At 65.8% G+C, this 24,588-nt stretch carries 22 protein-coding genes; 5 read left to right on the top strand and 17 right to left on the bottom strand.

Translation table 11 applies throughout. The annotated features are described in order from the left end of the window. Position 1 precedes the first annotated feature (1 nt). From ASD87_RS13035 to ASD87_RS13000, 8 genes are all read right to left on the bottom strand, one after another. On the bottom strand, positions 2–835 hold the full coding sequence (locus ASD87_RS13035) for a M55 family metallopeptidase (protein WP_056322036.1): 834 nt from the start codon (positions 833–835) through the stop codon (positions 2–4). Between the two features lie 20 nt (positions 836–855). Then, on the bottom strand, positions 856–1,950 hold the full coding sequence (locus ASD87_RS13030; RefSeq protein WP_056322035.1) for a P1 family peptidase: 1,095 nt from the start codon (positions 1,948–1,950) through the stop codon (positions 856–858). Positions 1,951–2,095: 145 nt separating this feature from the next. Further along, complete coding sequence (gene gsiD / locus ASD87_RS13025) at positions 2,096–2,995, bottom strand: glutathione ABC transporter permease GsiD (protein ID WP_056322031.1); 900 nt, start codon at positions 2,993–2,995, stop codon at positions 2,096–2,098. A 7-nt stretch (positions 2,996–3,002) separates the two neighbouring features. Further along, a complete protein-coding gene (gene gsiC / locus ASD87_RS13020; protein WP_056322028.1) occupies positions 3,003–3,923 on the bottom strand; it encodes a glutathione ABC transporter permease GsiC in 921 nt (306 codons plus the stop codon). Positions 3,924–4,012: 89 nt separating this feature from the next. Beyond that, entirely contained in the window at positions 4,013–5,566 is a 1,554-nt protein-coding gene (gene gsiB / locus ASD87_RS13015) for a glutathione ABC transporter substrate-binding protein GsiB (protein WP_056322027.1), read from the bottom strand. A 37-nt stretch (positions 5,567–5,603) separates the two neighbouring features. Further along, positions 5,604–7,490, bottom strand: a complete 1,887-nt coding sequence (locus ASD87_RS13010; RefSeq protein WP_056322024.1) for a dipeptide ABC transporter ATP-binding protein — start codon at positions 7,488–7,490, stop codon at positions 5,604–5,606. 46 nt (positions 7,491–7,536) lie between these two features. Next, positions 7,537–8,517 carry an isoaspartyl peptidase/L-asparaginase family protein gene (locus tag ASD87_RS13005; protein WP_056322021.1) on the bottom strand — a complete coding sequence of 327 codons (981 nt, stop codon included), beginning with the start codon at positions 8,515–8,517 and terminating at the stop codon, positions 7,537–7,539. Next, positions 8,514–9,389, bottom strand: a complete 876-nt coding sequence (locus ASD87_RS13000) for a MurR/RpiR family transcriptional regulator (RefSeq protein WP_056322019.1) — start codon at positions 9,387–9,389, stop codon at positions 8,514–8,516. Before ASD87_RS13000 ends, ASD87_RS13005 begins: the two co-directional genes overlap by 4 nt. 191 nt (positions 9,390–9,580) lie before the next feature. Here ASD87_RS13000 and ASD87_RS12995 point away from each other — a divergent pair, with 191 nt between their 5' ends. Then, entirely contained in the window at positions 9,581–10,042 is a 462-nt protein-coding gene (locus tag ASD87_RS12995) for a GNAT family N-acetyltransferase (RefSeq protein ID WP_056322017.1), read from the top strand. 128 nt (positions 10,043–10,170) lie between these two features. Here the strand turns inward: ASD87_RS12995 and ASD87_RS12990 are convergent, their stop codons facing one another. From ASD87_RS12990 to ASD87_RS12980, 3 genes are all read right to left on the bottom strand, one after another. Then, entirely contained in the window at positions 10,171–10,824 is a 654-nt protein-coding gene (locus ASD87_RS12990; protein WP_056322014.1) for a CoA transferase subunit B, read from the bottom strand. Between the two features lie 12 nt (positions 10,825–10,836). Further along, positions 10,837–11,535 (bottom strand): CoA transferase subunit A, encoded by a 699-nt coding sequence (locus ASD87_RS12985; protein ID WP_056322011.1) that lies wholly within the window; start codon positions 11,533–11,535, stop codon positions 10,837–10,839. A gap of 285 nt (positions 11,536–11,820) precedes the next feature. Beyond that, the gene (locus ASD87_RS12980) at positions 11,821–12,273 is read right to left on the bottom strand and encodes a thioesterase family protein (RefSeq protein WP_108005086.1); all 453 of its coding nucleotides are present in this window, start codon (positions 12,271–12,273) and stop codon (positions 11,821–11,823) included. A 110-nt stretch (positions 12,274–12,383) separates the two neighbouring features. Here ASD87_RS12980 and ASD87_RS12975 point away from each other — a divergent pair, with 110 nt between their 5' ends. The 3 genes from ASD87_RS12975 to ASD87_RS12965 all read left to right on the top strand — a co-directional run bounded on the left by ASD87_RS12975 (position 12,384) and on the right by ASD87_RS12965 (position 15,418). Next, the gene (locus ASD87_RS12975) at positions 12,384–14,030 is read left to right on the top strand and encodes an electron transfer flavoprotein-ubiquinone oxidoreductase (protein WP_056322006.1); all 1,647 of its coding nucleotides are present in this window, start codon (positions 12,384–12,386) and stop codon (positions 14,028–14,030) included. A 75-nt stretch (positions 14,031–14,105) separates the two neighbouring features. Then, a complete protein-coding gene (locus tag ASD87_RS12970; protein ID WP_056322003.1) occupies positions 14,106–14,957 on the top strand; it encodes an NAD-dependent epimerase/dehydratase family protein in 852 nt (283 codons plus the stop codon). Positions 14,958–15,073: 116 nt separating this feature from the next. After that, a complete protein-coding gene (locus tag ASD87_RS12965) occupies positions 15,074–15,418 on the top strand; it encodes an antibiotic biosynthesis monooxygenase (RefSeq protein ID WP_056322000.1) in 345 nt (114 codons plus the stop codon). A gap of 51 nt (positions 15,419–15,469) precedes the next feature. Here the strand turns inward: ASD87_RS12965 and ltaE are convergent, their stop codons facing one another. The 6 genes from ltaE to ASD87_RS12935 all read right to left on the bottom strand — a co-directional run bounded on the left by ltaE (position 15,470) and on the right by ASD87_RS12935 (position 23,512). Then, the gene (ltaE, locus tag ASD87_RS12960) at positions 15,470–16,480 is read right to left on the bottom strand and encodes a low-specificity L-threonine aldolase (protein WP_056321997.1); all 1,011 of its coding nucleotides are present in this window, start codon (positions 16,478–16,480) and stop codon (positions 15,470–15,472) included. Between the two features lie 40 nt (positions 16,481–16,520). Next, on the bottom strand, positions 16,521–17,369 hold the full coding sequence (locus ASD87_RS12955; protein ID WP_056322735.1) for a DMT family transporter: 849 nt from the start codon (positions 17,367–17,369) through the stop codon (positions 16,521–16,523). Between the two features lie 166 nt (positions 17,370–17,535). Next, positions 17,536–19,515, bottom strand: coding sequence for an acetate--CoA ligase (gene acs / locus ASD87_RS12950; protein ID WP_056321994.1), 1,980 nt, complete (start codon positions 19,513–19,515; stop codon positions 17,536–17,538). A 327-nt stretch (positions 19,516–19,842) separates the two neighbouring features. After that, a complete protein-coding gene (locus tag ASD87_RS12945) occupies positions 19,843–21,183 on the bottom strand; it encodes an MFS transporter (RefSeq protein WP_056321991.1) in 1,341 nt (446 codons plus the stop codon). After that, complete coding sequence (locus ASD87_RS12940; RefSeq protein WP_056321988.1) at positions 21,180–21,587, bottom strand: heme-binding protein; 408 nt, start codon at positions 21,585–21,587, stop codon at positions 21,180–21,182. Before ASD87_RS12940 ends, ASD87_RS12945 begins: the two co-directional genes overlap by 4 nt. Further along, on the bottom strand, positions 21,584–23,512 hold the full coding sequence (locus ASD87_RS12935) for a propionate--CoA ligase (protein WP_255357255.1): 1,929 nt from the start codon (positions 23,510–23,512) through the stop codon (positions 21,584–21,586). Before ASD87_RS12935 ends, ASD87_RS12940 begins: the two co-directional genes overlap by 4 nt. A gap of 250 nt (positions 23,513–23,762) precedes the next feature. Between ASD87_RS12935 and ASD87_RS12930 the strand changes: the two genes are divergently transcribed. Continuing rightward, a complete protein-coding gene (locus tag ASD87_RS12930) occupies positions 23,763–24,422 on the top strand; it encodes a C40 family peptidase (RefSeq protein WP_056321982.1) in 660 nt (219 codons plus the stop codon). Positions 24,423–24,588: the final 166 nt, after the last annotated feature.

Below are 24,588 nucleotides of genomic sequence, written 5' to 3'. Positions count from 1 at the left end.
CTTAGCGCAACATGAAAGACATGGCGGCCAGGCTGTTCAGCGTGCGGATGGCGGACTGCATGCTATCCGTGGTGAATCGCAAGGTGACGCCGTCCACGCGTTCGAGCGTGGGCCACATGCAGAACAGATCGGCGAGCGCCGAGCTCTGCGTCTGCAACCGGCATTCTATAGGCGCGGGAATGCGGAAAGGAACGGCTTTCTTGTCGCCGCCGCGCTTGAAATTACGCACCGCGCTTTCGGCGGCCGCGGCAATCGCGCGGCGCGAGGCGGCGGGCGACAACGTGATGCCGCTGCCCTGCCCGTGCGCAACCTTGGTCTGCACCCATTCGGCGCCGGGAAAGGTGTCGCGGGTTTCCTCGATGAACACGTCGTCGCCCGTGCCCAGGATGACGGGCACGCCCAACTCGCCGGCCAGCGCGCCGTACAGGCCCGCTTCGCCCAGCTCCATGCCGTTGATGACAACGCGCGCGAACGCGAAGCTGTTGATGGTGTGGGCCAGGATGCCGCGGCCTTGCGAGCGCGAGTGGTAGCCGATCATGAAGACGGCGTCGCACGCCTCTTCCAGCCCGCCCATCATGCCCAGGTAGCGCGGCTTGCCCAGCACCAGGCGGGCGCGCTCGTCCAGGCCATCGGGCAGCAGGTTGCGAAAGCCGCCGTGCGAATCGTTGACCAGGATCTCTTCGGCGCCGCCCGCGATGGCGCCTTGCACGGCCGCGTTGGCCTCGGCGGTCATCCAGGCGCGGGCACGCTCGTACTCGCCGTTGCCGGCACGGACCTGCTCGGCATGGAAGACGCCGGCGACGCCTTCGATATCGGTGGAAATAAGGATTTTCATGAAAGGGGCCTTGAAAATGTTCAGAGTTCGGTGTCGGACAGCCACTGGCGCCAATCGGGCGCGGCGTGGCGGATGCAATCGCGGTGGTTCCCGTCGCGCCCGGTCACGCTTTCGGCGTGCCACAGCGCGGCAATGATGGCCTGTTCGCAGGCTTCGGCGGCGGCCTCGAAGAGCGGATCGATGCGGGCCTCGTGCAACATGGCGATCGCAGGCATGAGCGACTCGGCCAATTGCGGAATCGTGTATGCCGTCGAAAACGCCAGCGCAATGTCGCCGCTGCCGTGGCCGAACACCGAGCCGGTGCGCGCCAGCCCCGCGCCCGCGCGCAGCGACAGCCGGCGCAACTGCCGGGAATCGAGCGGCGCGTCGGTGGCCACCAGCAGGATGATCGATCCCTTCTCGGGCGCGATCACCGCGTTTTCGCCTTGCTGCGCCAGCTTGACGTCAAGCTGGTCCGCCAGCCGGCGGCCGAACGGCCTGCCCGCCACCGTGAGGTTGGGCAACCGGCCGAAGTTGGAAAGCACCAGCGCGCCCACGGTGTACTGCGGTCCGTCCTTGATCCGCGCAACGCGCGAAGCCGAGCCGATGCCGCCCTTGAACGAAAAGCTGGACATGCCCCGGCCGGCGCCAACGGCGCCCTGCGCGAAACGCTTGCCGGCGGCGGTCAGCGCGTCAGCGTAATGCGATTCCTGAACCGCCATCGCCTGGATGTCGTTCAGGAACCCGTCGTTGCACTCGAAGACCAGCGGATTCACGGTCGCCATGCCGCGGCCGATGCCGGGGTTGGCGGCGACCGCGGCGCGGATCTGCGCATTGGCCACCGTGCCCACGCCGAACGTATTGGTCAGCGCGATCGGCGTTTCCAGCACGCCCAGTTCCTGCACCTGAACCAGCCCCGTGCTCTTGCCAAAGCCGTTCAGCACGGTGGCCGCGGCCGGCGTCTTGTCCAGGAAGGGATCGCCGTCATGCGGGCGCACGACGGTCACGCCCGTTTGCAGCGGGCCATCGGCCAGCGTGCAGTGGCCGACGGTGATCTCGCCCACGTCGCAGATCGAGTCCAGCGGGCCCGAGGGCAGTACGCCGATCCGCGGGATGTCCAGCGCTTGTTTGTCCATGTTCGTCTACGTGTCGCCACGCTCCAGAATGCAAAACGCCGCCACCCTGGGTCCGGGACACGCGCGGGGCAGCGCGTGGCGGACGGAGGCGGCGGCGGAATAATCGCCCTCCACGCCGGCCTGGGCAAACAGGCCGGCGGCAGGTTTACTTGCGGTCGATCTTGGGATCGAGCGCGTCGCGCAGGCCGTCGCCCAGCAGGTTGAACGCCAGCACCGTCAGGAAGATGGCAAGCGCCGGGAAGATGGCGACGTGCGGTGCGATGACCATGTCGGCGCGCGCTTCGTTCAGCATCGCGCCCCACTCCGGCGTGGGAGGCGAAGCGCCCATGCCCAGGAACGACAGGCTGGCCGCGGTGATGATCGAGGTGCCGATCCGCATCGTGCCGTACACCACGATCGGCGAGATCGTGCCGGGCAGGATGTGGCGCATGATGATCGTCCAGTCGGACGCGCCCACGCTCTTGACGGCTTCGACGTACGTCATCTGCTTGATCGACAGCGTGTTGCCGCGCACCAGGCGGGCAAACGCGGGCACGCTGAACACGGCCACGGCCACGATCACGTTGACCATGCTGGAGCCCAGGATGGCAACCACGCCAATGGCCAGCAGCATGCCGGGGAATGCCAGCAGCACGTCGGAGATACGCATCGTGATGCGTTCCCACCAGCCTTCGTAGTAGCCGGCCATCAGGCCCATGAACGTGCCGACGATGGCGCCCATGGCGACCGACAGAAAGCCGGCGGCCAGCGAGATGCGTGCGCCCATGATGATTCGGCTGAAGATGTCGCGGCCCAGCGAATCCACGCCCAGCCAGTGCGCGAGGGACGGACCGGCGTTCAGCGCGTCGTAGTCGAAGAAGTTCTCCGGGTCGTACGGCACGATCCACGGCGCGAAGACCGCGACGATGACCAGCAGCAGGACGAAGAGGCCCGCGCCGACGGCAAGCTTCTGCTTCTTGAATTTGCGCCAGAACTCGGTGGCGGGCGTGCGCACGTCGTTTTTGGGAACGGCGGCGATGGTTGCGGCGGGTGTCGTATTGCTCATGGCCGCCTCACTTGTAACGGATGCTGGGATTGATGACGCCATACAGCACGTCGACAATCAGGTTGATCAGGATGAATTCCAGCGAGAACAGCAGCACGAGGCCCTGGATCACCGGATAGTCGCGCTGGGTCACGGCGTCCACCAGCAGGCGGCCAAGGCCGGGCCAGTTGAACACGGTCTCGACCACGATCGAGCCGCCCAGGAGGAAGCCGAACTGCAGGCCCATCATGGTGACGACGGGAATCAGCGCGTTGCGCAGCGCGTGCTTGATGATGACGCGGCGCTCGGACAGGCCCTTGGCGCGGGCCGTGCGCACGAAGTCTTCCTGCACGACTTCCACGAACGACGCCCGCGTGAAGCGCGCCATCACGGCGGCCACGGCGGCGCCCAGCGTGATGGAAGGAAGAATGTAGTGTTGCCAGGTCGAGGCGCCCACCGTGGGGAGCCAGCCGAGGTTCACCGAGAAAATCTGCATCAGCATCATGCCCAGCGCGAACGCGGGGAACGAGATGCCGGACACCGCCAGCGTCATGCCAAGACGGTCGGGCCAGCGATTGCGCCATACCGCCGACACGATGCCGATGATCATGCCAAAGCCAACGGACCACACCATGCTCGCAAGGGTGAGCCACAAGGTGGGCATGAAACGGTCGGCGATTTCGGTCGAGACGGGGCGCTTGGTGCGCAGCGAGGTCCCGAGGTCGCCCTGCAGCATGTGGCTGAAGTAGCGCACGAACTGCTGCGGCAGGGGCAGATCCAGCCCAAGTTCCTTGCGCACGAGCTCGACGGTCTGCTGGTCGGCTTCGGGCCCGGCGGCCAGTCGCGCCGGGTCGCCCGGAAGCATGTGCACAAACAGGAACACGACCACCGCTACCAGCAGCAGCGTGGGGATCATGCCCAAAAGACGTTTGACGATGTAGGTCAGCATTGAAATTCCTGCAACATCGGCGGGGACACCGCGTCCCCGCCGTATGTGGCCTTACAAGGGCCCGAAGGCCCCGAGAGTTACTGCTTGGTTTACTGCTTCAGGTCGATGTCGCCGAACCAGAACGAGGTGTCCGGTTCCACGTACACGCCCGACAGGTTCTTCGACTTGACGTACAGGTTGTTCTGGGTCACCAGGAAGGCCCACGGGGCGTCCTTCCAGATGGTTTCCTGAACGTTCTTGTAGATCTCGGTCTTCTTGGCGCGATCGGTCGTGGCCAGCGCTTGCTGGACGCCGTCGTCAACCGACTTGTTCGAGTAGTACGACACGTTGTTCAGCACCGGCGGGAACGCGGCGGTGGTCAGGAGCGGACGCAGGCCCCAGTCGGCTTCACCGGTCGAGGACGACCAGCCGGCGTAGTACATGCGGACCTTGGCGTCTTCAGGCTTTTGCACCTGTTGGACGCGTTGCACGCGCTGGCCGGATTCCAGGACTTCCACGGAAACCTTGATGCCGACCTGGGCGAGCTGCTGCTGCAGGAACTGAACGACCTTCACCGAGGTGCCGTCGTTATAGGCGGACCACAGCGTGCTTTCGAAGCCGTTGGGGTAGCCGGCTTCGGCCAGCAGGGCCTTGGCCTTCTTGATGTCGTAGGGCCATGCGCCGATCTTGTGTGCGTAGTCCACGCCTTGCGGCACGACGCCGTCGATGACGGTGGCGTAACCCGAGAACGCGACCTTGGCCAGGGCGTCCTTGTTGATGGCGTAGTTGATGGCTTCGCGCACCTTGACGTTGTCGAACGGCTTTTGCTGCGTGTTCATCGACAGGTAGCGGGCCATGATCGAGTTCTTGTGATCGACCACGTCCAGCTTTTCGTTCTTCTTCAGCACGGCGGCCTGCTCGAACGGCACCGGGAAGGCGAAGTGCGCTTCACCCGTCTGCACCACGGCGGCGCGGGTGTTGTTGTCGGTGACGGTGCGGAAGGTCAGCGTGTCGACCTTCGGGTAGCCCTTCTTCCAGTAACCGTCGAACTTCTTGACCTTCAGGTATTCAGCCGGCTTCCATTCGACGAATTCGAACGGGCCCGTGCCGACCGGGTGAAAGCCGATTTCCTTGCCGTACTTGGCCAGGGCAGCGGGCGAGATCATCATGGCGGCCGGGTGGGCCAGCGCGTTGATGAAGGCCGAGAACGGCTTCTTCAGCGTGATCTTGACGGTCATCGGATCGACCACTTCGGTCTTCTCGATGACGCTGAACTGGATGTAGCGCGACAGGCGGTTGTCCGGGTTGGCCGGACGATCGAAGTTGATCTTGACCGCTTCGGCGTTGAAGTCGGTGCCGTCGTGGAACTTCACGCCGGGACGCAGCTTGAACGTGTAGACCAGGCCGTCTTCGCTGACCGTGTAGTCGGTCGCCAGGACCTTCTGCACCTTCAGGTCCTTGTCGAACTCGAACAGGCCTTCGTAGTAGGCCTTGCCAGCCGCCTGGTTCAGCGTGCTGTTGGTGTTGTAGGGATCAAGCGTTTCCAGCGCGATGGAAACGGCGAACGTCACGTCCTTGGCGGCATGGGCCATCGGCGCGGCGAGCACGCCGAAGACCAGCGCGGCAGCGGCCATCAGCTTGGTGGGGCGCAGAACTTTCATCATTGCAACTCCTGGTTCCAAAAAAAGGTCAACTACTGAGTCAATACGCGCCGCCGACGGGATGGCGGGCTACAAAATGATCCGTACCGACCTGCACCAGCGGCTGCACCACCGGTTCGTCGTTCAGTTTGCGGATCGGGCTTGGGATTTCATCGGACAGCAAGGTGCGCTTCATGTGGCGGCGCGCCGGATCGGCGATCGGCACGGCCGACATCAGCTTCTTGGTGTAGGGATGCTGGGGATTCTCGAAGATCGCGCGGCGCGGACCGATCTCGACGATCTGGCCCAGGTACATCACCGCCACGCGGTGGCTGACGCGTTCGACCACGGCCATGTCGTGCGAGATGAACAGGAACGAGATGCCCATGTCGCGCTGCAGGTCGATCAGCAGGTTCACGATCTGCGCCTGGATCGACACGTCCAGCGCCGACACGGATTCGTCCGCGATCACGACCTTCGGATTCAGGGCCAGGGCGCGCGCAATGCAGATGCGCTGGCGCTGGCCGCCCGAGAACTCGTGCGGATAGCGCTGCGCCATTTCCGGCGGCATGCCCACGCGCTCGAGCAGTTCGGCGACGCGGCGCTCGGCATCCTTGCCCTTGGCCACGCCGTGCACCAGCAGCGGCTCCATGATCGAGAAGCCCACGGTCACGCGCGGATCCAGCGAGGCGAACGGGTCCTGGAACACGAACTGGATGTCGCGGCGCAGGGACTGCAGTTCGCTGTTCTTCAGGCGCACGATGTCGCGGCCGCCGAAGCGGATTTCGCCGCCCTGGCTTTCCACCAGGCGCAGCAGCGAGCGGCCGGTCGTGGACTTGCCGCAGCCGGACTCGCCGACCAGCGACAGCGTCTCGCCCGGGTACAGATCGAAGCTGACCTTTTCCACGGCGTGCACACGGCGCTGGACGCGGCTCATGATGCCGCCGCGCAAGTCAAAGCGCGTCACCAGGTTGCGCACGCTCAGGATGGGCTCGCGCTTGCCGGCGGGCACTTCCTGCGTGCTGACGGCGGCGGCCTCGGCCACGGGCTGGGCCTTGCCATCGACCTGCAGCAGCGGGAAGCGCGCGGGCAGGTCCGTGCCCTGCATGGCGCCCAGCTTGGGCACCGCCGACAGCAGCGCCTTGGTGTAGCTGTGCTGGGGCGCGGCGAACACGCGGTCCGACGGGCCTTCCTCGACCTTGTCGCCGCGGAACATGACCAGCACGCGGTCGGCCACTTCGGCCACCACGCCCATGTCGTGGGTGATGAACACCACCCCCATGTGCATTTCATCTTGAAGCTGGCGGATGAGCTGCAGGATCTGGGCCTGGATCGTCACGTCCAGCGCGGTGGTCGGTTCGTCGGCGATCAGCAGCGCCGGCTTGCAGGCCAGCGCCATGGCGATCATGACGCGCTGGCGCATGCCGCCCGACAGTTGATGGGGGTAGCGGTCCAGCACCGACTTCGCTTCGGGAATGCGGACCTGTTCCAGCATGCGCAGCGCTTCGGCGCGCGCCGAGGCGCCATCCATGCCCTGGTGCTCGCGGATCGATTCGGCGATCTGGTCGCCGGCCGTGAACACCGGATTCAAGGAGGTCATCGGCTCCTGGAAAATCATGGCCATGTCGGCGCCGCGCACATCGCGCATCACGCGCTGGCTGGCATTGGCCAGGTCGATCACGGAGCCGTTGCGCCGGCGCAAGGCCATGCTGCCCTGGGCGATGCGGCCACCGCCATGTTCCACCAGACGCATCAGCGCCAGCGACGTCACCGACTTGCCCGAACCCGATTCGCCCACGATGGCCAGGGTCTCGCCCCGGTCCACATGAAACGACAGATTGCGCACGGCTTCGACCGTGCGCTCGGAACCCACGAAGCGCACCGTCAGGTCGTCGACCTGGACCACGCGGTTATCCGGCAGCGCCAGGCTGTTTGCGCGATCAACCATCTCTTCTCATTCCCAAAATAAACCTACTGATCCAAACCGCCGCCGCTCATCGGTAGATGGCGGTTACCGGCTTCTCGCCAACGCGGGCGTAACCCCGGTACATGCCTTCCGTGTTGAACGGCAAGGCCACATTGCCCTGGGCATCGACGGCCACCAGGCCGCCCTTGCCACCGATGGTGGGCAGTTTTTCCATTACGACGCGGTCCGCCGCCGCTTCCAGCGAGGCGCCGCAGTATTCCATCTGGGCGGCCACGTCGTATGCGGCAACCATGCGGATGAACATTTCGCCCGTGCCCGTGGTGGACACGGCGCAGGTCTTGTTGCTGGCATAGGTGCCGGCGCCGATCAGGGGCGCATCGCCCACGCGGCCGACCTGCTTGTTGGTGATGCCGCCGGTGGAGGTGGCGGCGGCCAGGTTGCCCTGGGCATCGACGGCCACGGCGCCCACGGTGCCGAACTTCTTGTCGGCGTCCAGCGGATCGGCGGGCGCGGGCTGGCCGCGCGCGACCATGGCCTGGCCGTCGTGATCCAGCACGGCGGCGTCCGGCGTTTCGCGCTGCACGCGCAGCAGCTGCTCGCGGCGGGCTTCGGTCGAAAAATACGAGGGGTCGACGAGTTCCACGCCTTCCTGAGCGGCGAACGCTTCAGCGCCCTCGCCCACGAAGAACACGTGCTTGCTGTTTTCCATGACCTTGCGCGCGGCAAAGATCGGATTGCGCACGCGGTTCACATTGGCGATGGCGCCGGAACGCAGCGTGGCGCCGTCCATGATGGCGGCGTCCAGTTCATGAGTGCCGGCACTGGTGAACACGGCGCCGTGACCGGCGTTGAACAGGGGGCAGTCTTCGAGCAGGCGCACGGCCTCGGTGACGGCGTCCAGGGCGCTGCCGCCCTTGGCCAGCACGGCCTGGCCGGCGGTCAGGATCGACTCCAGCGCCGCGAGGTATTCCTGTTCTTTCTCGGCAGACATGGCCGCGCGGGACATCGCGCCGGCGCCACCGTGAATGGCAATCACGGGTTGAATCATCGTTTACCTACTCCATGGATGAGCCACGGCATCACGGACTGGGTCACCCCAGCGGCGGCCGCAACGGAATTCTTGGCCCGATAGGCCACCGCCGCGGACAGGGCTTCGATGAGCCCCAACGCGGCGGTTTCGGAATTGGGAATGAGCTGGCGCGCCGAGAAGGCGTACAGCACGACGGACGCCGTGGGCGCCAGCGGCGAGGTGGGCTTGTCCGTCAGCACCAGCACCGGCACCCCGGCCTGCTTGGCCGCGCCGGCCAGCGTCACGGTGTCGGCCAGGTAACGCGGAAAGCCGATAGCGATCACCAGGTCGTTACTGGTCATGCGCGACATCTGACGCGCCGCGTGCGACACGCCGCCGGGACCAGCCAGCGATTCCACCGAATGCAGGTGCATGCACAGGCCGCGCTGCAAGAGGCCTGCGAGAAACCCGCTGGCGCCGAAACCGATGATGAAGACGCGATCGGCGGCCAGGATGGCGTCGACCGCCTGTTCACAGGCCGCGGAATCCAACGCCTGCAGGTTGCGCTGCGCGTTGCGGATGTCTTCTTCGAGGGTTGCCGCAAAGATCTGGACGGCGCTGGCCGAGTGGGCCAGCTCGGTGCGCAGCTTCTCGACCGGTTCCAGCGCGGCTTCGAAGCCGCGGGCCAGTTCGGCGCGGAACTGCGGATAGCCCGGCAGGTCCAGGGCGCGCGCAAACCGGTTGGCCGTGGCGACCGACACGCCCACTGCCGCCGCGAACTCATCGATGGTCATGGTGGCGACGCGGAACTGATGCGCCAGCACGTACTCGGCCATCTTGTGCTGGGTCCGGCTCAGCGCGGGCTGGGCCCGGGCGATCCGATCAGCGATCGTAATGGCGGACTTGGTCATCGAACAGCGTGGTGGAAATCAGGCGGCGGGTTTATGTAAATCTGTTTACACACAAATTTTAGTTAAGAAAATAGATTTTCATACTAAGGGTATACCCGTGAATAGATGTAACAATCGGGCCTGAAAAATCGGGGCCGGTTTGCGTTACGCTAGTTGCCCTGTTTTTTGTCCCGCTATCTGGAATGACCCGCATGACACCCGCCTGGATCTGCAAGCCCCACGCCGACCTGACCCCCGCCGAGCTCTACGCCATCCTGCGGCTGCGCTCGGAGGTGTTCGTGGTGGAACAGAACTGCGTGTTTCTCGACATGGACGGCAAGGACCTGCAAGGGCAGACCGAGCACCTGATGGCCTGGCACGACGGCGAACTGGTGGCCTATTGCCGCCTGCTGGAGCCGGCCCTGAACGACGGCCGCGCCGTCATCGGCCGCGTGATCACCGCCCCCGCCGCCCGCGGCACGGGCCTGGGCCACGAACTCATGCGCCGCGCCAAGGAAGAAGTGCAGCGTCTGTGGCCGGATCAGCCCGTATACCTGGGCGCGCAGGCACGATTGAAGGGTTATTACGGCGGCCACGGTTTCGTGCCGGTCACGGAGGAATACATGGAAGACGGCATCCCGCATGTGGGGATGCTGTTGCAGGAGACGGCGTAGCGCGCGGCGCCCCGCCTCTGCATCAAGCAGGAACAAAAAAAAGCGCCCGTATTGAACGGGCGCTTTGATTTTGGCTGCCGGCGGCCGGCATCATGGGCCGGCCTGATCAGCCTGGCGATCAGCAAGCGTTACTGCACCGCAGACACGTCCAGCTTCGCCGCCGTCTTGGACTTGATCTCGTCCACCGTCACGCCGGGCGCCGTTTCCAGCAGCTTCAGGCCGTTTTCGGTGACTTCCATCACGCCCAGGTCGGTGATGATGAGATCGACCACACCCACGCCGGTCAACGGCAGGTTGCACTCGGGCAGCAGCTTGATGTCCTCGGTGCCGTCCTTTTTCTTGGCCACGTGTTCCATCAGCACGACCACGCGGCCGACGCCGGCCACCAGGTCCATCGCGCCGCCCATGCCCTTGACCATCTTGCCCGGGATCATCCAGTTGGCCAGATCGCCCTTCTCGGAGACCTGCATCGCGCCCAGGATCGCCAGGTTGATCTTGCCGCCGCGGATCATCGCGAACGAGTCGGCCGACGAGAAGATCGAGGAGCCGGGCAGCGTCGTGACGGTCTGCTTGCCGGCGTTGATGAGGTCGGCGTCGACCTGATCGTCGGTGGGGAACGGGCCGATGCCCAGCAGCCCGTTTTCGGATTGGAGCCACACTTCCACGCCCGCGGGGACGTGGTTGGCAACCAGCGTGGGCAGGCCAATGCCCAGGTTCACATAAAAGCCGTCTTGCAGCTCGCGCGCGGCGCGCGCCGCCATTTCATCGCGGGACCATGCCATGTCGTCTTCTCCTTAGGCCGGGCGAGTGGTGCGTTGTTCGATGCGCTTTTCGGGCGTGGCGTTCAGCACGATCCGTTGCACATAGATGCCGGGCAGGTGGATCTGATCCGGGTCCAGGCTGCCGGTGTCGACGATTTCCTCGACTTCGACAACCGTGAACTTGCCCGCCATGGCGACGTTCGGATTGAAGTTGCGGGCCGTCTTGCGAAACACCAGGTTGCCGCTGCGGTCGGCGATGTGCGCCTTGACCAGCGACACGTCCGGCACCAGCGAGCGTTCCATCACGTACTGCTGGCCGTCGAACTCACGGATTTCCTTGCCCTCGGCCACGATGGTGCCCACGCCGGTGCGGGTGAAGAACGCCGGAATGCCGGCGCCGCCGGCACGCAGCTTTTCGGCCAGCGTGCCCTGCGGCGTGAATTCAAGCTCGAGTTCGCCCGACAGGTATTGGCGTTCGAATTCCTTGTTCTCGCCCACGTAGGACGCGATCATCTTGCGCACCTGGCGCGTGTTGAGCAGCTGGCCCAGGCCAAACCCATCGACGCCCGCGTTGTTGCTGATGCAGGTGAGATCCTTGACGCCCGAATCGCGCAGCGCGGCGATCAGCGCCTCGGGAATACCGCACAGGCCGAAACCGCCCACGGCGATCATCTGACCGTCCTTGACGATGCCTGCCAGCGCCTCCTGGGCGCTTGCATAAACCTTGTCCATCGCTCCAACTCCTAGTTAAGGTCTAACCAAAGTGAGCCCGCCCCGCCGCTACCCGCGCACGGGTCCCGGAAAAATCGGGGAATCGGGACAAGCCCAGTCGTTCCTTGGGGCGCGGCTGTTGACGCCCGCTACCCGGGCATCGCGCCGAAGCCCGATTTCCGTGAAGCGGCGGCGCCGAGGGTGGCGCGCCCTCATTGCTTTTCTGATTTTGCGCTAGATTTTACCGGCATGACCGGCCAAAGCGCGCGCTATTTTGGCCGGTGCGCGGCCCGCGGCCGCGCGCGCTTACTCAGCCGGCGTGAACTGCGTGGCCATCTGCGCCAGGACTTCGGGCGGCCACGGTGCGGACGTATTGGCCACGTAATCCATCCAGACCAGCACATTGCGACCGCGCGCATAGGGGCCTGCGTCGTCGCCGACCTTCTCGAGCAGCAGCTCGAATTCGGCGCTGGAGCGGCCGATGCGCGTGACCTTGTGCGTCACGCGCACGGTGGCCGGATAGGTCAGCGGACGCAGGAAATCGCACGACGCATGCGCCAGGATCGCGCCGTCATCGGCCGGCAGCTTGAAGCCCGCGTTATACAGAATCTGCATGCGGGCCTCTTCCATGAGGCGGAAATACAGCGTGTTGTTCAGATGGTTCAAGGCGTCTGAATCGCCCCAGCGCAAAGGCAATTCGAGCTGATGGGTGTCGCCCACCGATAGCAGCCGCGCAGACAGATTGTCCGGGTTCACCAATAACTCCTGAAGGCTAAAAGAAATGCGAAGGCATACAGGACCCTCGCCTGCAATACAATCGCCGATAATACTTCCAGCCATATATGGAATACATACGGGGAGCTTTGCAAATGTCTGAACGCGAGTCGATGGAATATGACGTGGTCGTGGTTGGCGGTGGTCCCGCCGGCCTGGCCACAGCAATCCGTCTGAAGCAGCTGGCCGCTGAGAAGAATCAGGAGATTGGCGTCTGCGTACTTGAGAAGGGTGCGGAACTGGGCGCGCACATCCTGTCCGGCGCCGTGATGGACCCGCTGGCGCTGACCGAGCTCATCCCCGACTGGAAGGAAAAGGGCGCGCCCCTGAACGTGGCCGTCACGCAGGACAAGTTCCTGTTCCTGTCCGAGACCGGCGCGCGCGCCACGCCCAACTGGCTGCTGCCCCCCTGCTTTCACAACGAAGGCAACTACATCGTCCGTCTGGGCGACGTCGTCAAGTGGATGGGCGAGCAGGCCGAAGCGCTGGGCGTAGACATCTTCCCCGGCTTTGCGGCCGTCGAAGTGCTGTACGACGAGAACGGCGCCGTCCGCGGCGTGGCCACGGGCGACATGGGCGTGGCCCGCGACGGCAGCCACACCGACCACTATCAGCCGGGCATGGAATTGCACGCCCGCTACACCGTGTTCAGCGAAGGCTCGCGCGGCCAGCTCGGCCGCCAGCTCATCGAGCGCTTCAAGCTGGACGACGGCCGCAATCCGCAGTCGTACGGCATCGGCATCAAGGAAATGTGGGAAGTCGATCCGGCCCAATCCAAGCCCGGCCTGGTGATCCACACCGCCGGCTGGCCGCTGGATTCGGACACGTACGGCGGCTCGTTCCTCTATCACCTGGACAACAACCTCGTCGCCGTGGGCATGATCGTCGGCCTGGATTACGCCAATCCGTGGCTGTCGCCCTTCGATGAGTTCCAGCGCTACAAGACGCACCCCGCCATCCGCGGCACGTTCGAAGGCGGCAAGCGCATCGCCTACGGCGCCCGCGCCATCACGGCGGGCGGCCTGCTGGCGCTGCCCAAGCTCACGTTCCCGGGCGGCGTGCTGGTCGGCTGCGAAGCCGGTTTCCTGAACGCCTCGCGCATCAAGGGCAGCCACGCCGCCATCAAGTCGGGCAAGCTGGCCGCCGAAGCCGCGTTCGACGCCCTGGTTGCGGACCGCCGCCAGGACGAACTGACTGCATACCCCAAGGCCTTCGAGGCCTCGTGGCTGCACGCGGAATTGAACAAGGCCCGCAATTTCAAGCAGTGGTTCAAGAAGGGCCGCACGGTCGCCACGCTGATGACCGGCATCGAGCAACTGCTGCTCAAGGGCAAGATGCCCTGGACGCTGCGCCACAACAAGCCCGACCACGCCTGTCTGCAGCCCGCGTCGCAATGCGCGCGCATCGACTATCCCAAGCCTGACGGCAAGCTCACGTTCGACAAGCTGAGTTCGGTGTTCATCTCCAACACCAACCACGACGAGAACGAACCCGTCCACCTGACCCTCAAGGATCCGTCCGTGCCGGTCAAGGTGAACCTGGCCAAGTATGGCGGCCCCGAGTCGCGCTATTGTCCGGCCGGCGTGTACGAGTTCGTCAAGGACGACCACGGCGACGACCGTCTGCAGATCAACGCGCAGAACTGTGTGCATTGCAAGACCTGCGACATCAAGGACCCCACGCAGAACATCGTCTGGGTGGCGCCGCAAGGCGGCGAAGGGCCGGTCTACAGCGGCATGTGATACCCCGGGCGCATTGCGCCCGCCCGAAAGGCGCCCCGCGGGGCGCCTTTTTTTCCGACTGCCTGGAGCGACACCATGCGCGAACGCGTACTTCTCATCGGCTGCGGCGACCTGGGCCAGCGCGCGGCGCAACGCTTTCTGGCGCGCGGCGACGAGGTCCATGCCCTGCGGCGCCATCCCCCCGCCGGTGACACGAGCGGCATCCAGTGGCTGCAGGGCGACATCACCCGCCCCGACACGCTGAGCGCGCTGCCGCAAGGCGTGACCCGGCTCATCCACCTGCCCTCGCCCGGCGCGCGCGATCCGCAGGCCTACCGCGGCGTGTTCGTGGACGGGCTGGCAAACGTGCTGAACGCGCTGGATCGATCGCAGCTCAAGCGCATCGTGTTCGTCTCGTCCAGCGCGGTGTATGGCGAGCATCATGGCGCCTGGGTGGACGAGGACACGCCGCCCGCTCCGCAAGGCTTCAACGGCCGCGTGCTGCTCGAAGCCGAAGCTGCGCTGGCGGCGCAGCCGGTCTCGTCGACGGCATTGCGGCTGGCGGGCCTGTATGGGCCCGGCCGCATGCAGCTCATCGAGCGGTTGCGCAGCGGCGCGGCCGGCGCGCCGGTGCAGCCCGAACACTGGGCCAACCGCATCCACATCGACGACGCGGCTGCCGCGGTGGCGCATCTGGCGCTGCTGCCGCAGGTCGCGCCGGTGTATGTGGGCTGCGACGACACGCCCCTGCCGCTGCACACGCTGTATGCCGAACTGGCCTCGCTGATTGGCGCCCCCGCGCCGCGCGAGGCGCCCGCGCCGGCCAACGTGGGCAGCAAGAAACTCAGCAATGCCAGGTTGCGCGCCAGCGGCCTGTCGCTGCAATGGCCGGACTCGCGCCAAGGCTACGCCGCCCTGCTGGCTGAGGACGGCGCGTCGCAGGCATAGTTCGGTCCTCGCCGAATCGTTGCCGCCGGCGCGGGCGGATACTGGCGGCTGTCTCACTGCCCGCCGTCACCCTGCCGCCCGCGTGCCCCAGTTGGTTTTCCCGAGGACCACAACCGATGATTGCCGTGATATTCGAAGTCGAGCCCGCCCATGGCGACCCAGCTCCATACCTGGACATCGCCGCCGGCCTGATCGATGAACTGCGCACCGTGGACGGTTTCATTTCCGTCGAACGCTTTCAGAGCCTGTCCACGCCAGGCAAGCTGCTGTCGCTGTCATTTTGGCGCGACGAGGCGGCAGTCAAGCGCTGGCGTTCGCTGGAATCGCACCGCCGCGCCCAGCAGGCCGGGCGTGGCGGCGTGTTTCAGAACTACCGCCTGCGCGTTGCGCAGGTGCTGCGCGACTACGGCATGCAGGAGCGGGACGAGGCGCCCGCCGACAGCCGCCAGCGCCACGGGTGAAACGGCAGGGACGCGCTCGTCCGGAACGCCATCCCTTTGCCCCCGGACCGCCTACCGCAGCAGACGGCCCACCGTCTCGACCACGCGCCGCACGTCCTCGGCCGACACGTCCAGGTGCGTCACCAGGCGGGTCGGACCGCCGTAGACGGCGCGCATCAGGATGCCTTCCTTGCCCAGCGCCTCGGTCAGCGCGTCGCAGCGCGACGGCTCAAACCGCGCAAACACCATGTTGGTGTCCTGGCTTAGCACGTCCACGCCCGGGATGGCGCGCAGGCCTTCGGCCAACAGGCGCGCATTGTCGTGATCCTGGGCCAGCCGTTCGACGTTGTGCTCCAGCGCGTACAGGCACGCGGCCGCCAGCACGCCCGCCTGGCGCAGCCCGCCGCCCAGCATCTTGCGCCAGCGATGCGCGCGTTCGATCAGTTCCTTGCTGCCGACCAGCACCGACCCGATCGGCGCGCCCAACCCCTTGGAAAAGCAGCTGGACACCGTATCGAAGGGCGCGCAAAGCTCGGCCACGGGCTTGCCGCTTGCGACCGCCGCATTGAACACGCGCGCGCCGTCCAGGTGCGTGGAAAGCCCCTGCTCGCGCGCCCACGACGTGGCGGCCTGGATGTAGGCGGCCGGGATCAGCTTGCCGTGAAAGGTGTTCTCCAGCGCCAGCAGACGCGTGCGCGCAAAGTGCGGATCGCCTTTGGGCTTGACGGCCGCGGCCAGTTTTTCCAGCGGCAGGGTTCCGTCGGGCGCGTGCTCGATGGGTTGCGGCTGGATGCTGCCCAGCACCGCCGCGCCCCCGCCTTCGTACTTGTAGGTATGGGCAAGCTGGCCGACCAGATATTCGTCGCCGCGGTCGCAATGCGCCATGAGCGCGGCCAGGTTGCTTTGCGTGCCCGATGGAAAGAACAGGCCGGCAGCCTTGCCGGTGCGCTCCGCCAGGGTCTTTTGCAGGCGGATCACGGTGGGATCGTCGCCCATCACGTCGTCGCCCACGGGGGCAGAGGCCATCGCCTGCAACATGGCGGCGCCGGGCCGGGTGACGGTATCGCTACGCAGATCAATCATGAAGGTTCCAGGAAAACGGGGAAACGGGAAGTCGGAGGGGTCAATCGGCTTTCGCAGCCGGCGCCGCGCGGCTGACGACAAAAATGCCCGCCAGGATCAGCATCATGCCGCCCAGCTCGACCGGCGTGGGCCGCTCGGACAGGAACGCCCAGGCCAGCAGCATGGCCACGACCGGCACACCGAGGCTGGACAGGCCGGCGATCGACGCGGGCACCCGGCGCACGACCTGCAGCCACAGCAGCCAGCCTGCCGCGGTGGCGATCAGCACAATGTATGTCATGCCGGCCCAGAGCTGCCAACCCCATTGGGCGGGCATCTGCGGCACCAGCCAGGCCACGGGCGTCATGACCAGGCCGCCGAACAGCATCTGCCAGGCGGTGAACGTCATCACATCCGGCGCGTGGCGATCGAACATGCGCTTGGACAACACCGTGCCCACGCCCCAGCACAGGCCGCTGCCCAGGCCCAGCAGCACGGGGCGGATGTCGCCCAGGCCGTTCCAGGGCTCGACGAAACAGACCAGCCCGACAGCAGCCAGCGCGATGCCGGCCGCGTGGCGGGCGGTGGGCCGCTCGCCCAGCAGCCACCAGGCAAACAGCACGACCCAGAACGGCATGGTGTACGCCATGAGCGACACCTTGCCCACCCCGCCGTCCACCAGCGCGGTCTGCACGAAGCCCTGGAATCCCGCAGTCTGCGTCAGGCCGATCAAGAGGGTCAGTTTCCAGGGCGGCATCGACAGCGGCCGGCGCGTTGCAATCGCCAGCGCGAAGAGCACCAGGCTGCCCACCACGTAGCGCAGCGCCACGAAGTCGAAGGGGCCGATGTAGGGGACGATCAGCTTCATCGCGATCCAGCTACCGGCCCAGACCAGGATGGTGCTGAACATCAGGGCAAGCCCTGCGCGATCGAAACTGCTGCTCACGGGTGTGGCTCCATGCGTGGGGATCTGGCGATCAGGAATGAAGACGCCCGTGCCGCAACATGCCGGCACGGGCGTCTTCATTATGCGCCTGTCGCGATGCAAATGGCCGGTGGGATCCGGCCCGATGCGTCTACAGCGGCTTGGAGAGCTGCTCCAGGATGGCGGGGTTTTCCAGCGTCGAGACGTCCTGCGTCACTTCCTCGCCCTTGGCGACCACGCGCAAGAGGCGGCGCATGATCTTGCCCGAACGCGTCTTGGGCAGGTTGTCGCCAAAGCGGATGTCCTTGGGCTTGGCGATGGGGCCGATCTCGCGGGCCACCCAGTCGCGCAATTGCTTGGCGATGGCCTGGGCCTCCTCGCCCTCCGGACGCGAACGCTTGAGCACCACGAAAGCCACCACGGCCTCGCCGGTCGTGTCGTCGGGACGGCCCACGACGGCGGCCTCGGCCACCATTTCGTGCGCCACGAGCGCCGATTCGACTTCCATCGTGCCCAGGCGGTGGCCCGACACATTCAGGACGTCGTCGATGCGGCCCATGATCCAGAAGTAGCCGTCCGCATCGCGCTGCGCGCCATCGCCGGCCAGGTAATAGCCGCGCAGTTCGGCCGGGAAGTAGCTTTTCTTGAAGCGCTCCGGGTCGCCCCAGATGTTGCGGATCATGGCCGGCCACGGACGCTTGATGACCAGGAAGCCGCCATTGCCCTTTTCGACGTCGCCGCCGGTTTCATCGACGATGGCCGCGGCAATGCCCGGCAGGGGCAGCGTGCACGAGCCCGGCTTGGTGGGCGTGGCGCCCGGCAGCGGCGTGATCATGTGGCCGCCGGTCTCGGTCTGCCACCAGGTGTCCACGATGGGGCAGCGTTCGCGGCCCACGTTCTTGTGATACCAGATCCAGGCTTCGGGATTGATGGGCTCGCCCACCGTGCCGATGATGCGCAGCGAGTCCAGGTCGAAGTTCTTGGGGTGCGCTTCCGGCGTGGCCTCGGCAGCCTTGATCAGCGAACGGATCGCGGTGGGCGCGGTGTAGAACGTGGTGACCTTGTGGCGCGCGATCATGTCCCAGAAGCGGCCGGCGTTCGGATAGGTGGGCACGCCTTCGAAGACGATCTGCGTCAGCCCGGCGGCCAGCGGACCGTACGTGATGTACGTGTGGCCGGTGACCCAACCCACGTCCGCGGTGCACCAGTAGACGTCGTCCTTGCGCGCGTCGAAGGTCCATTTGACGGTCAGCAGCGCCCACAGCAGGTAGCCGGCGGACGAATGCTGCACGCCCTTGGGCTTGCCGGTCGAACCCGACGTGTAAAGGATGAAGAGCGGGTGCTCGGCGTTGACCGGAACCGGTTCGCAGGTGTCGGGCTGGCCATCCTCGACCTCGTGCATCCAGAGGTCGCGGCTGTCGTTCCATTGCACCTTGCCGCCCGTGCGGCGGTACACGACGACCTTCTTGACGGCCTCGCAGCCGCCCATGGCGATGGCCTCTTCGACGGCGGGCTTGAGCGGGATGGTCTTGCCGCCGCGCACCTGCTCGTCGGCGGTGATGATGAGCGAGGCGCCCACGTCGACGATGCGCTCCTGCAGGCTCTTGGCCGAGAAGCCGCCGAACACCACCGAGTGCGTCACACCCAGGCGCGCGCAGGCCTGCATGGCCACCACGGCTTCGATGGACATGGGCATGTAGATGATGGCGCGGTCGCCCTTCTTGTAGCCCAGCGCCGCCAGCCCGTTGGCGAAGCGGCACACGCGCGCCAGCAGTTCGCGGTAGGTCACCTTGTTGACCTTGCCGTCATCGGATTCGAAGATGATGGCGGTCTTGTCGGCGTTGCCGTTGGTCAGGTGGACGTCCAGGCAATTGGCCGAGACGTTCAGTTCGCCGTCGCCGAACCAGCGGTAGAACGGCGCGTCCGATTCGTCCAGGACCTGCGTGAACGGTTTGGTCCATTGCAGATTGTCGCGGGCCTGGCCGGCCCAGAATCCGTCGAAGTCGTTCTCGACCTGCGCGCACAGCGCGTTGTAGGCGTCCATGCTGGGAATCGCGGCGCCCTGCGCGGCGCGCTCGGGCGGCGGAAACACGCGGTTTTCCACCAGGACGGACTGAATAGCGTTCGACATGATCTTGTCTCCAAACGGTGATTCTGTTGTTTATGCTGCTTTTTTATTACCCACCTGCAACCGTATCGCCGCGCTCTTACGGGCACCTTACGCAAAATGCGGGCCGGAGCCCGCAGATTGACGAGGCCCAAGGCGATGCGTCTGCGCCGGATCTGGGCAGGAAGACGCCCCAAGGCGCCAACCGGGCAGCATGCACAAGCCAACGGCGCGCCGTCACGCGGCGCGCCAACAATGCCAAGCAATCAGCATGCGCCGCCGCATCGAAACACGCCGGCGCAAGGCAGTCCATAAGGATAGCAGCCGCATCAGGCTTGACGAATACGGCGTTCAGCCGGTCTGCCGGGCGAGGCCGCGTTTCATGTCCACCCGCGACAACAGGGCCAGTCCTCCGACGAAGAACAACCCTGTGACGAGGATGGCCAGGCGGTGATTGCCGTCCGTGCCCCACGTCACCAGCCCGTACGTCAACGGACCGATCACGGCGGCAAGCTGCACGGCAAAGGTCCACAGCGAATAGAACTCGGCCAGCCGGCCCGCGGGCGCCAAGGCGCCGGTCATGGCGCGGCCCGCGCTTTGCGTGGTGCCCATGCACAGCCCGGCCAGCGCGGCCGCCACCCAGAACACGGGCGCGGTCACGGCCGAGTAGGCCACCAGCACCATCACGATCCACCCGGCCAGCGTGATGGCCAGCGCCGGTTTGTGGCCGATGCGGTCCTGCACGTAGCCGAACGAAAACGCCCCCGCCGCCGCGCCGATGTTCACCGTGAACACCAGCAGCATGATCTGCGGCGTGGTGAAGCCCATGACTTCGGACGCATACACGGCCGCCAGCGTGATCACGACGGAGATCCCGGCCTGGTAGCAGGCAATGCACATCAAGAGGCGGCGGAATTCCGGAAAGTGCAGACCCGTCTCGCGCCAGGCGTACGCCAGCCGCTTGAGCATGTGCAGCGCGGCCGGATTGCCCGGCTGCGGCCGAGCGCGCTCGCGCAGCAGGAAGAACGACGGCAGCGCAGCCAGCGCAAAGACAGACGCAGTGACCACGATGACCCACGGCACGAATTCTTCGGCGGTGGCGCCGCGGGCCTCAGCCAGCGTCACCACGACGAGCGACAGGCCCAGCGTCAGCATGCCGCCGCAATAGCCGAAGCTCCAGCCCCAGCCCGACACGCGGCCCAGTGCCTGCGGCCGGGCGAGTTCGGGCAGAAAGGCGGCGACCACGGACTCGCCGACGCAATAGCAGTAGTTGGACACGACGATGGCGGCCAGCGCGAGCCACACGTCTCCGGGCCCAGCCTGAGTGAGCACCAGCGTGGCGGCCACGCAGCCGATCGTGCTGGTGTAGAGCAGCCGCCGCTTGCTGGCCCGCGCATCGGCGCGCGCGCCCAGCGTGGGCATGGTCAGCATGATGAGCAGGTACGACAGCGACAGCGCCGCCGTCCAGGCCAGCGTGGCCCACGAGGCGCGGCCGCCCACCACGCCGACGAAATAGGTGCTGAAGACCGCCGTGAGGATCACGGTGGTGTAGCCGGAGTTCGCGAAGTCGTACATGGCCCAGGCCAGGACTTCGCGCCGGGTGACGCCCGGGTTAAGCGGACCGTCGCCCGCCCCCCGGGGTTCCTGCGCGGAAACGCCGCCCGGCGTTTCCGGCGGCTGCGCCTGGCTCATAGGCCCAGCGCGGCGATGCCTGCTTGTGCAATCTGCACGTCTTCGGTCGACTTCACGCCCGAGACGCCCACCGCGCCGATGACCTGGCCGTCGGCAATGACCGGAACGCCGCCCTCGAGCATGCCTTCGATCAGGGGCGCCGACAGGAACGAGTAGCGGCCGTTGTTGATGAGTTCTTCGTAGATGCGCGATTCGCGGCGGCCCAGCGCGGCCGTCTTGGCCTTGGCCGGCGCGATGTGCGACGAGATGGGAGCCGCATCGTCCAGTCGCAGCATGCCCAGCAGATGGCCGCCATCGTCGGTCACGGCGATGGTGACGGCCCACTTGTTCTGCAAGGCGTGTGCTTCGGCCGCGGCCAGGATCTTTTTGACGTCGTCGGCGCTCAGCACGGGTTTGGTTTTCATTGCAGTGACTCCTTGATCTGTTCGAGGGCGTTAGGGTCTTCCATGGTGGTCAGGTCGCCGGGATCGCGCGACTCGCATACCGCGACGATCGCGCGGCGCAGCACCTTGCCGGAACGGGTCTTGGGCAGCGCGCCCACGAACCGGATCCTGGCCGGCCTTGCCACCGCCCCAAGCTGTTCTTCCACCAGGCGCATGATATCGCCTTCCAGCTGCTTTGCCGCTTCCGGCGTGTCGGCGCCGGCGGGATTCTTCAGCACGGCAAACGCCATGGCGACCTGCCCCTTCAGCGGGTCGGCCACCCCCACCACCGCGCACTCGGCAATGCCGCTGTGGCTGTTGACCGATTCCTCGATTTCGCGCGTGCCCAACCGATGGCCCGCCACGTTGATCACGTCGTCCGTGCGGCCCAGGATGAACCAGTAGCCGTCGGCGTCCACCCGCCCCCAGTCGAAGGTCGAATACACCTGCCGGCCCGGAATCGACGTGAAATAGGTCTCGACGAAGCGCGCGTCGTCACCCCAGATGGTGGACATGGCGCCGGGCGGCAGCGGCGGCACGATGGCCACCACGCCCTTCTGCTCGGGACCCAGGTCTTCGCCGGTGGACTCGCTGACGATGCGCGCGTCAAAGCCGTAGACCGGGAACGAGGGGCTGCCGAACCGGGTGGGGACTTTTTCGATGCCGGGTTGCGCCGACAGGATTGGCCAGCCCGATTCCGTCTGCCAGTAGTTGTCGATGATGGGCTTGCCCAGCCCTTCGGAGATCCATTGCGCGGTCGGCTCGTCCAGCGGCTCCCCGGCCAGGTAGACCGCGCGCAGGGAGGACAGGTCATGCCGCTTGAGCAGCGCGGGATCCTGGCGCTTGAGCACGCGCACGGCCGTGGGCGCCGAGAAGAGCGTATTCACGCCGTACTGCTCGACCAGCTTCCAGAGGATCGCGCCATCCGGGCGCACGGGCGTCCCTTCGTACAGGATGGTCGATTGCCCGCCGATGAGCGGTCCGTAGACGATATAGGAATGCCCCACCACCCAGCCGATGTCGCTGGTGCAGAAATAGGTGTCGCCAGGTCGGCCGTCGAACAGGTATTCCATGGACGAGGCCAGCGCCACGGCGTAGCCGCCGGTGTCGCGCTGCACGCCCTTGGGACGGCCGGTGGTGCCGGAGGTGTAAAGGATGTAGCTGGGCTCGGACGATTCCAGCCATTCGACGGGCACCCGGGCGCCGCGGTGGCGTTCGCGCAGCGTCGCATAGTCCAGGTCGCGCCCGGCCACCGGCTCGAACGGCGCCAGGCCGCGGTCGAACACCACCACGGACGACGGCGGCGACTTGGCCAGGCCCAACGCACGGTCCAGCAGCGGCTTGTATGGCACGACCTTGCCGGCGCGCGAGCCGCCGTCCGTGCACACCACCACCTTGGGCGCGGCGTCGTCGATGCGCTGCGCGAGGTTCACGGATGCAAACCCGCCGAACACCACGGAGTGGACCGCGCCGATCCGGGCGCACGCCAGCATCGTGAACACCGCTTCGGGCACCATGGGCATGTAAAGCAGGACCCGGTCGCCGCGCCCCACCCCCAGTTCGCGCAGCATGGCGGCGGCGGCGTTCACTTCTTCAAAGACGTCCTGCCGCGTATAGACCTGTTCGCGATCCACTTCCGTGGACACCCAGATGAGGGCCGGCTTGTCCGCCTGCGTGGGCAGCCAGCGGTCTACCGCGTTGTGGCACAGGTTGGTGCGCCCGCCAACGAACCACTTGGCGAAGGGCGGACGCGAGAAGTCCAGCACACTGTCAAATGGCGTTTCCCAGTGAATGCGCGTGGCCTCTTCGCGCCAGAACGCGTCGCGGTCATGAACCGAGCGATAGTGGAAATCCCGGGTTCTTTGCATGTTTGTCTCCTGGTATTGTTCATAGGCCTTAAGGCTGATTGATTTTTTGTCTAATCTTTTCGGTCATTCTGGTAGGCGAACCTTGCACGAGGCTTGCCGCAAGTCAAAAAATTCTTCCAGATGTCCACGCTGCATGGATATTTAGGGCCGTTACGTCACGAATCGGCCTTAAAAGTTTGGTAGAATCCCCGCGAAGTTGCACATAATTGTTGAATTTGCTGACATTTCGGCCCCATCCGCGGCTAAAGCGCGGGTTTTTGCTGTCATTCAGTGATTCATCCCCAGGCGAATGCATCGACACTCCAACCCCGCGCGATTCAATTCAACCACTGGCCATGCAAAGCGCGGTCTGCGCATGCTCGCGTTGGTTGCTTGCTTTGCGGGTCTGGCCGGTTGTGCAAGCACTAGTCAAAAGTCAACCGCCCATACGTCCGAGATCGATCCCTACGAGATGGAATGGGTTGCCACCGCCGATGACCCGATCGGCATGCTGGTGGTCCAGAAATTCAAGCGTGAACGCCAGCGCACCCATTCGGGTGTCGGCAGCGACAACGCCATGGTCAGCGAAGCCCTGAATCACCTGGGCATCCGCTACCGCTTCGGCGGCAGCACCCCCGAAACCGGCTTTGACTGCAGCGGCCTGGTCGCTTACTCGGCCGAACGCGGTCTGGGCCTGAAGCTGCCCCGCAACGCCGCAGAAATCGCCCAGCAAGGCGTGGCCGTCGCCAAGAACGAACTCCAGGTCGGCGACCTCGTCTTCTTCAACACCATGGGCCGCCGCTATTCCCACGTTGGCATCTACCTGGGCGACGACCGCTTCGTGCATTCGCCCAGCGCCGGTGGCGTGGTGCGCGTCGAAAGCATGACCATGGCCTACTGGTCCAAGCGCTACAACGGCGCCCGCCGCCTGGACAACACCCTGATGGCGTCGGCCCGCGCGTCCAACTGACCGCCCTGCCGGACCCTGCCCGTCTTCTGGGCAACATCTTCGCACGCAGGCCAACCCGCCGCCATCGTCCAAATGCAAAACGCCGCCCGACTCTCCGTCCGGCGGCGTTTTCGTTTTTTTCTCTTCGCGGCGATCAGACCGCAGGCCGTATCGGCCTCCCCAGTTT

Source organism: Achromobacter sp. Root170 (genome assembly GCF_001428165.1).
Classification (GTDB): domain Bacteria; phylum Pseudomonadota; class Gammaproteobacteria; order Burkholderiales; family Burkholderiaceae_B; genus Achromobacter; species Achromobacter mucicolens.
This window is presented reverse-complemented; position numbering and strand designations above follow the sequence as displayed.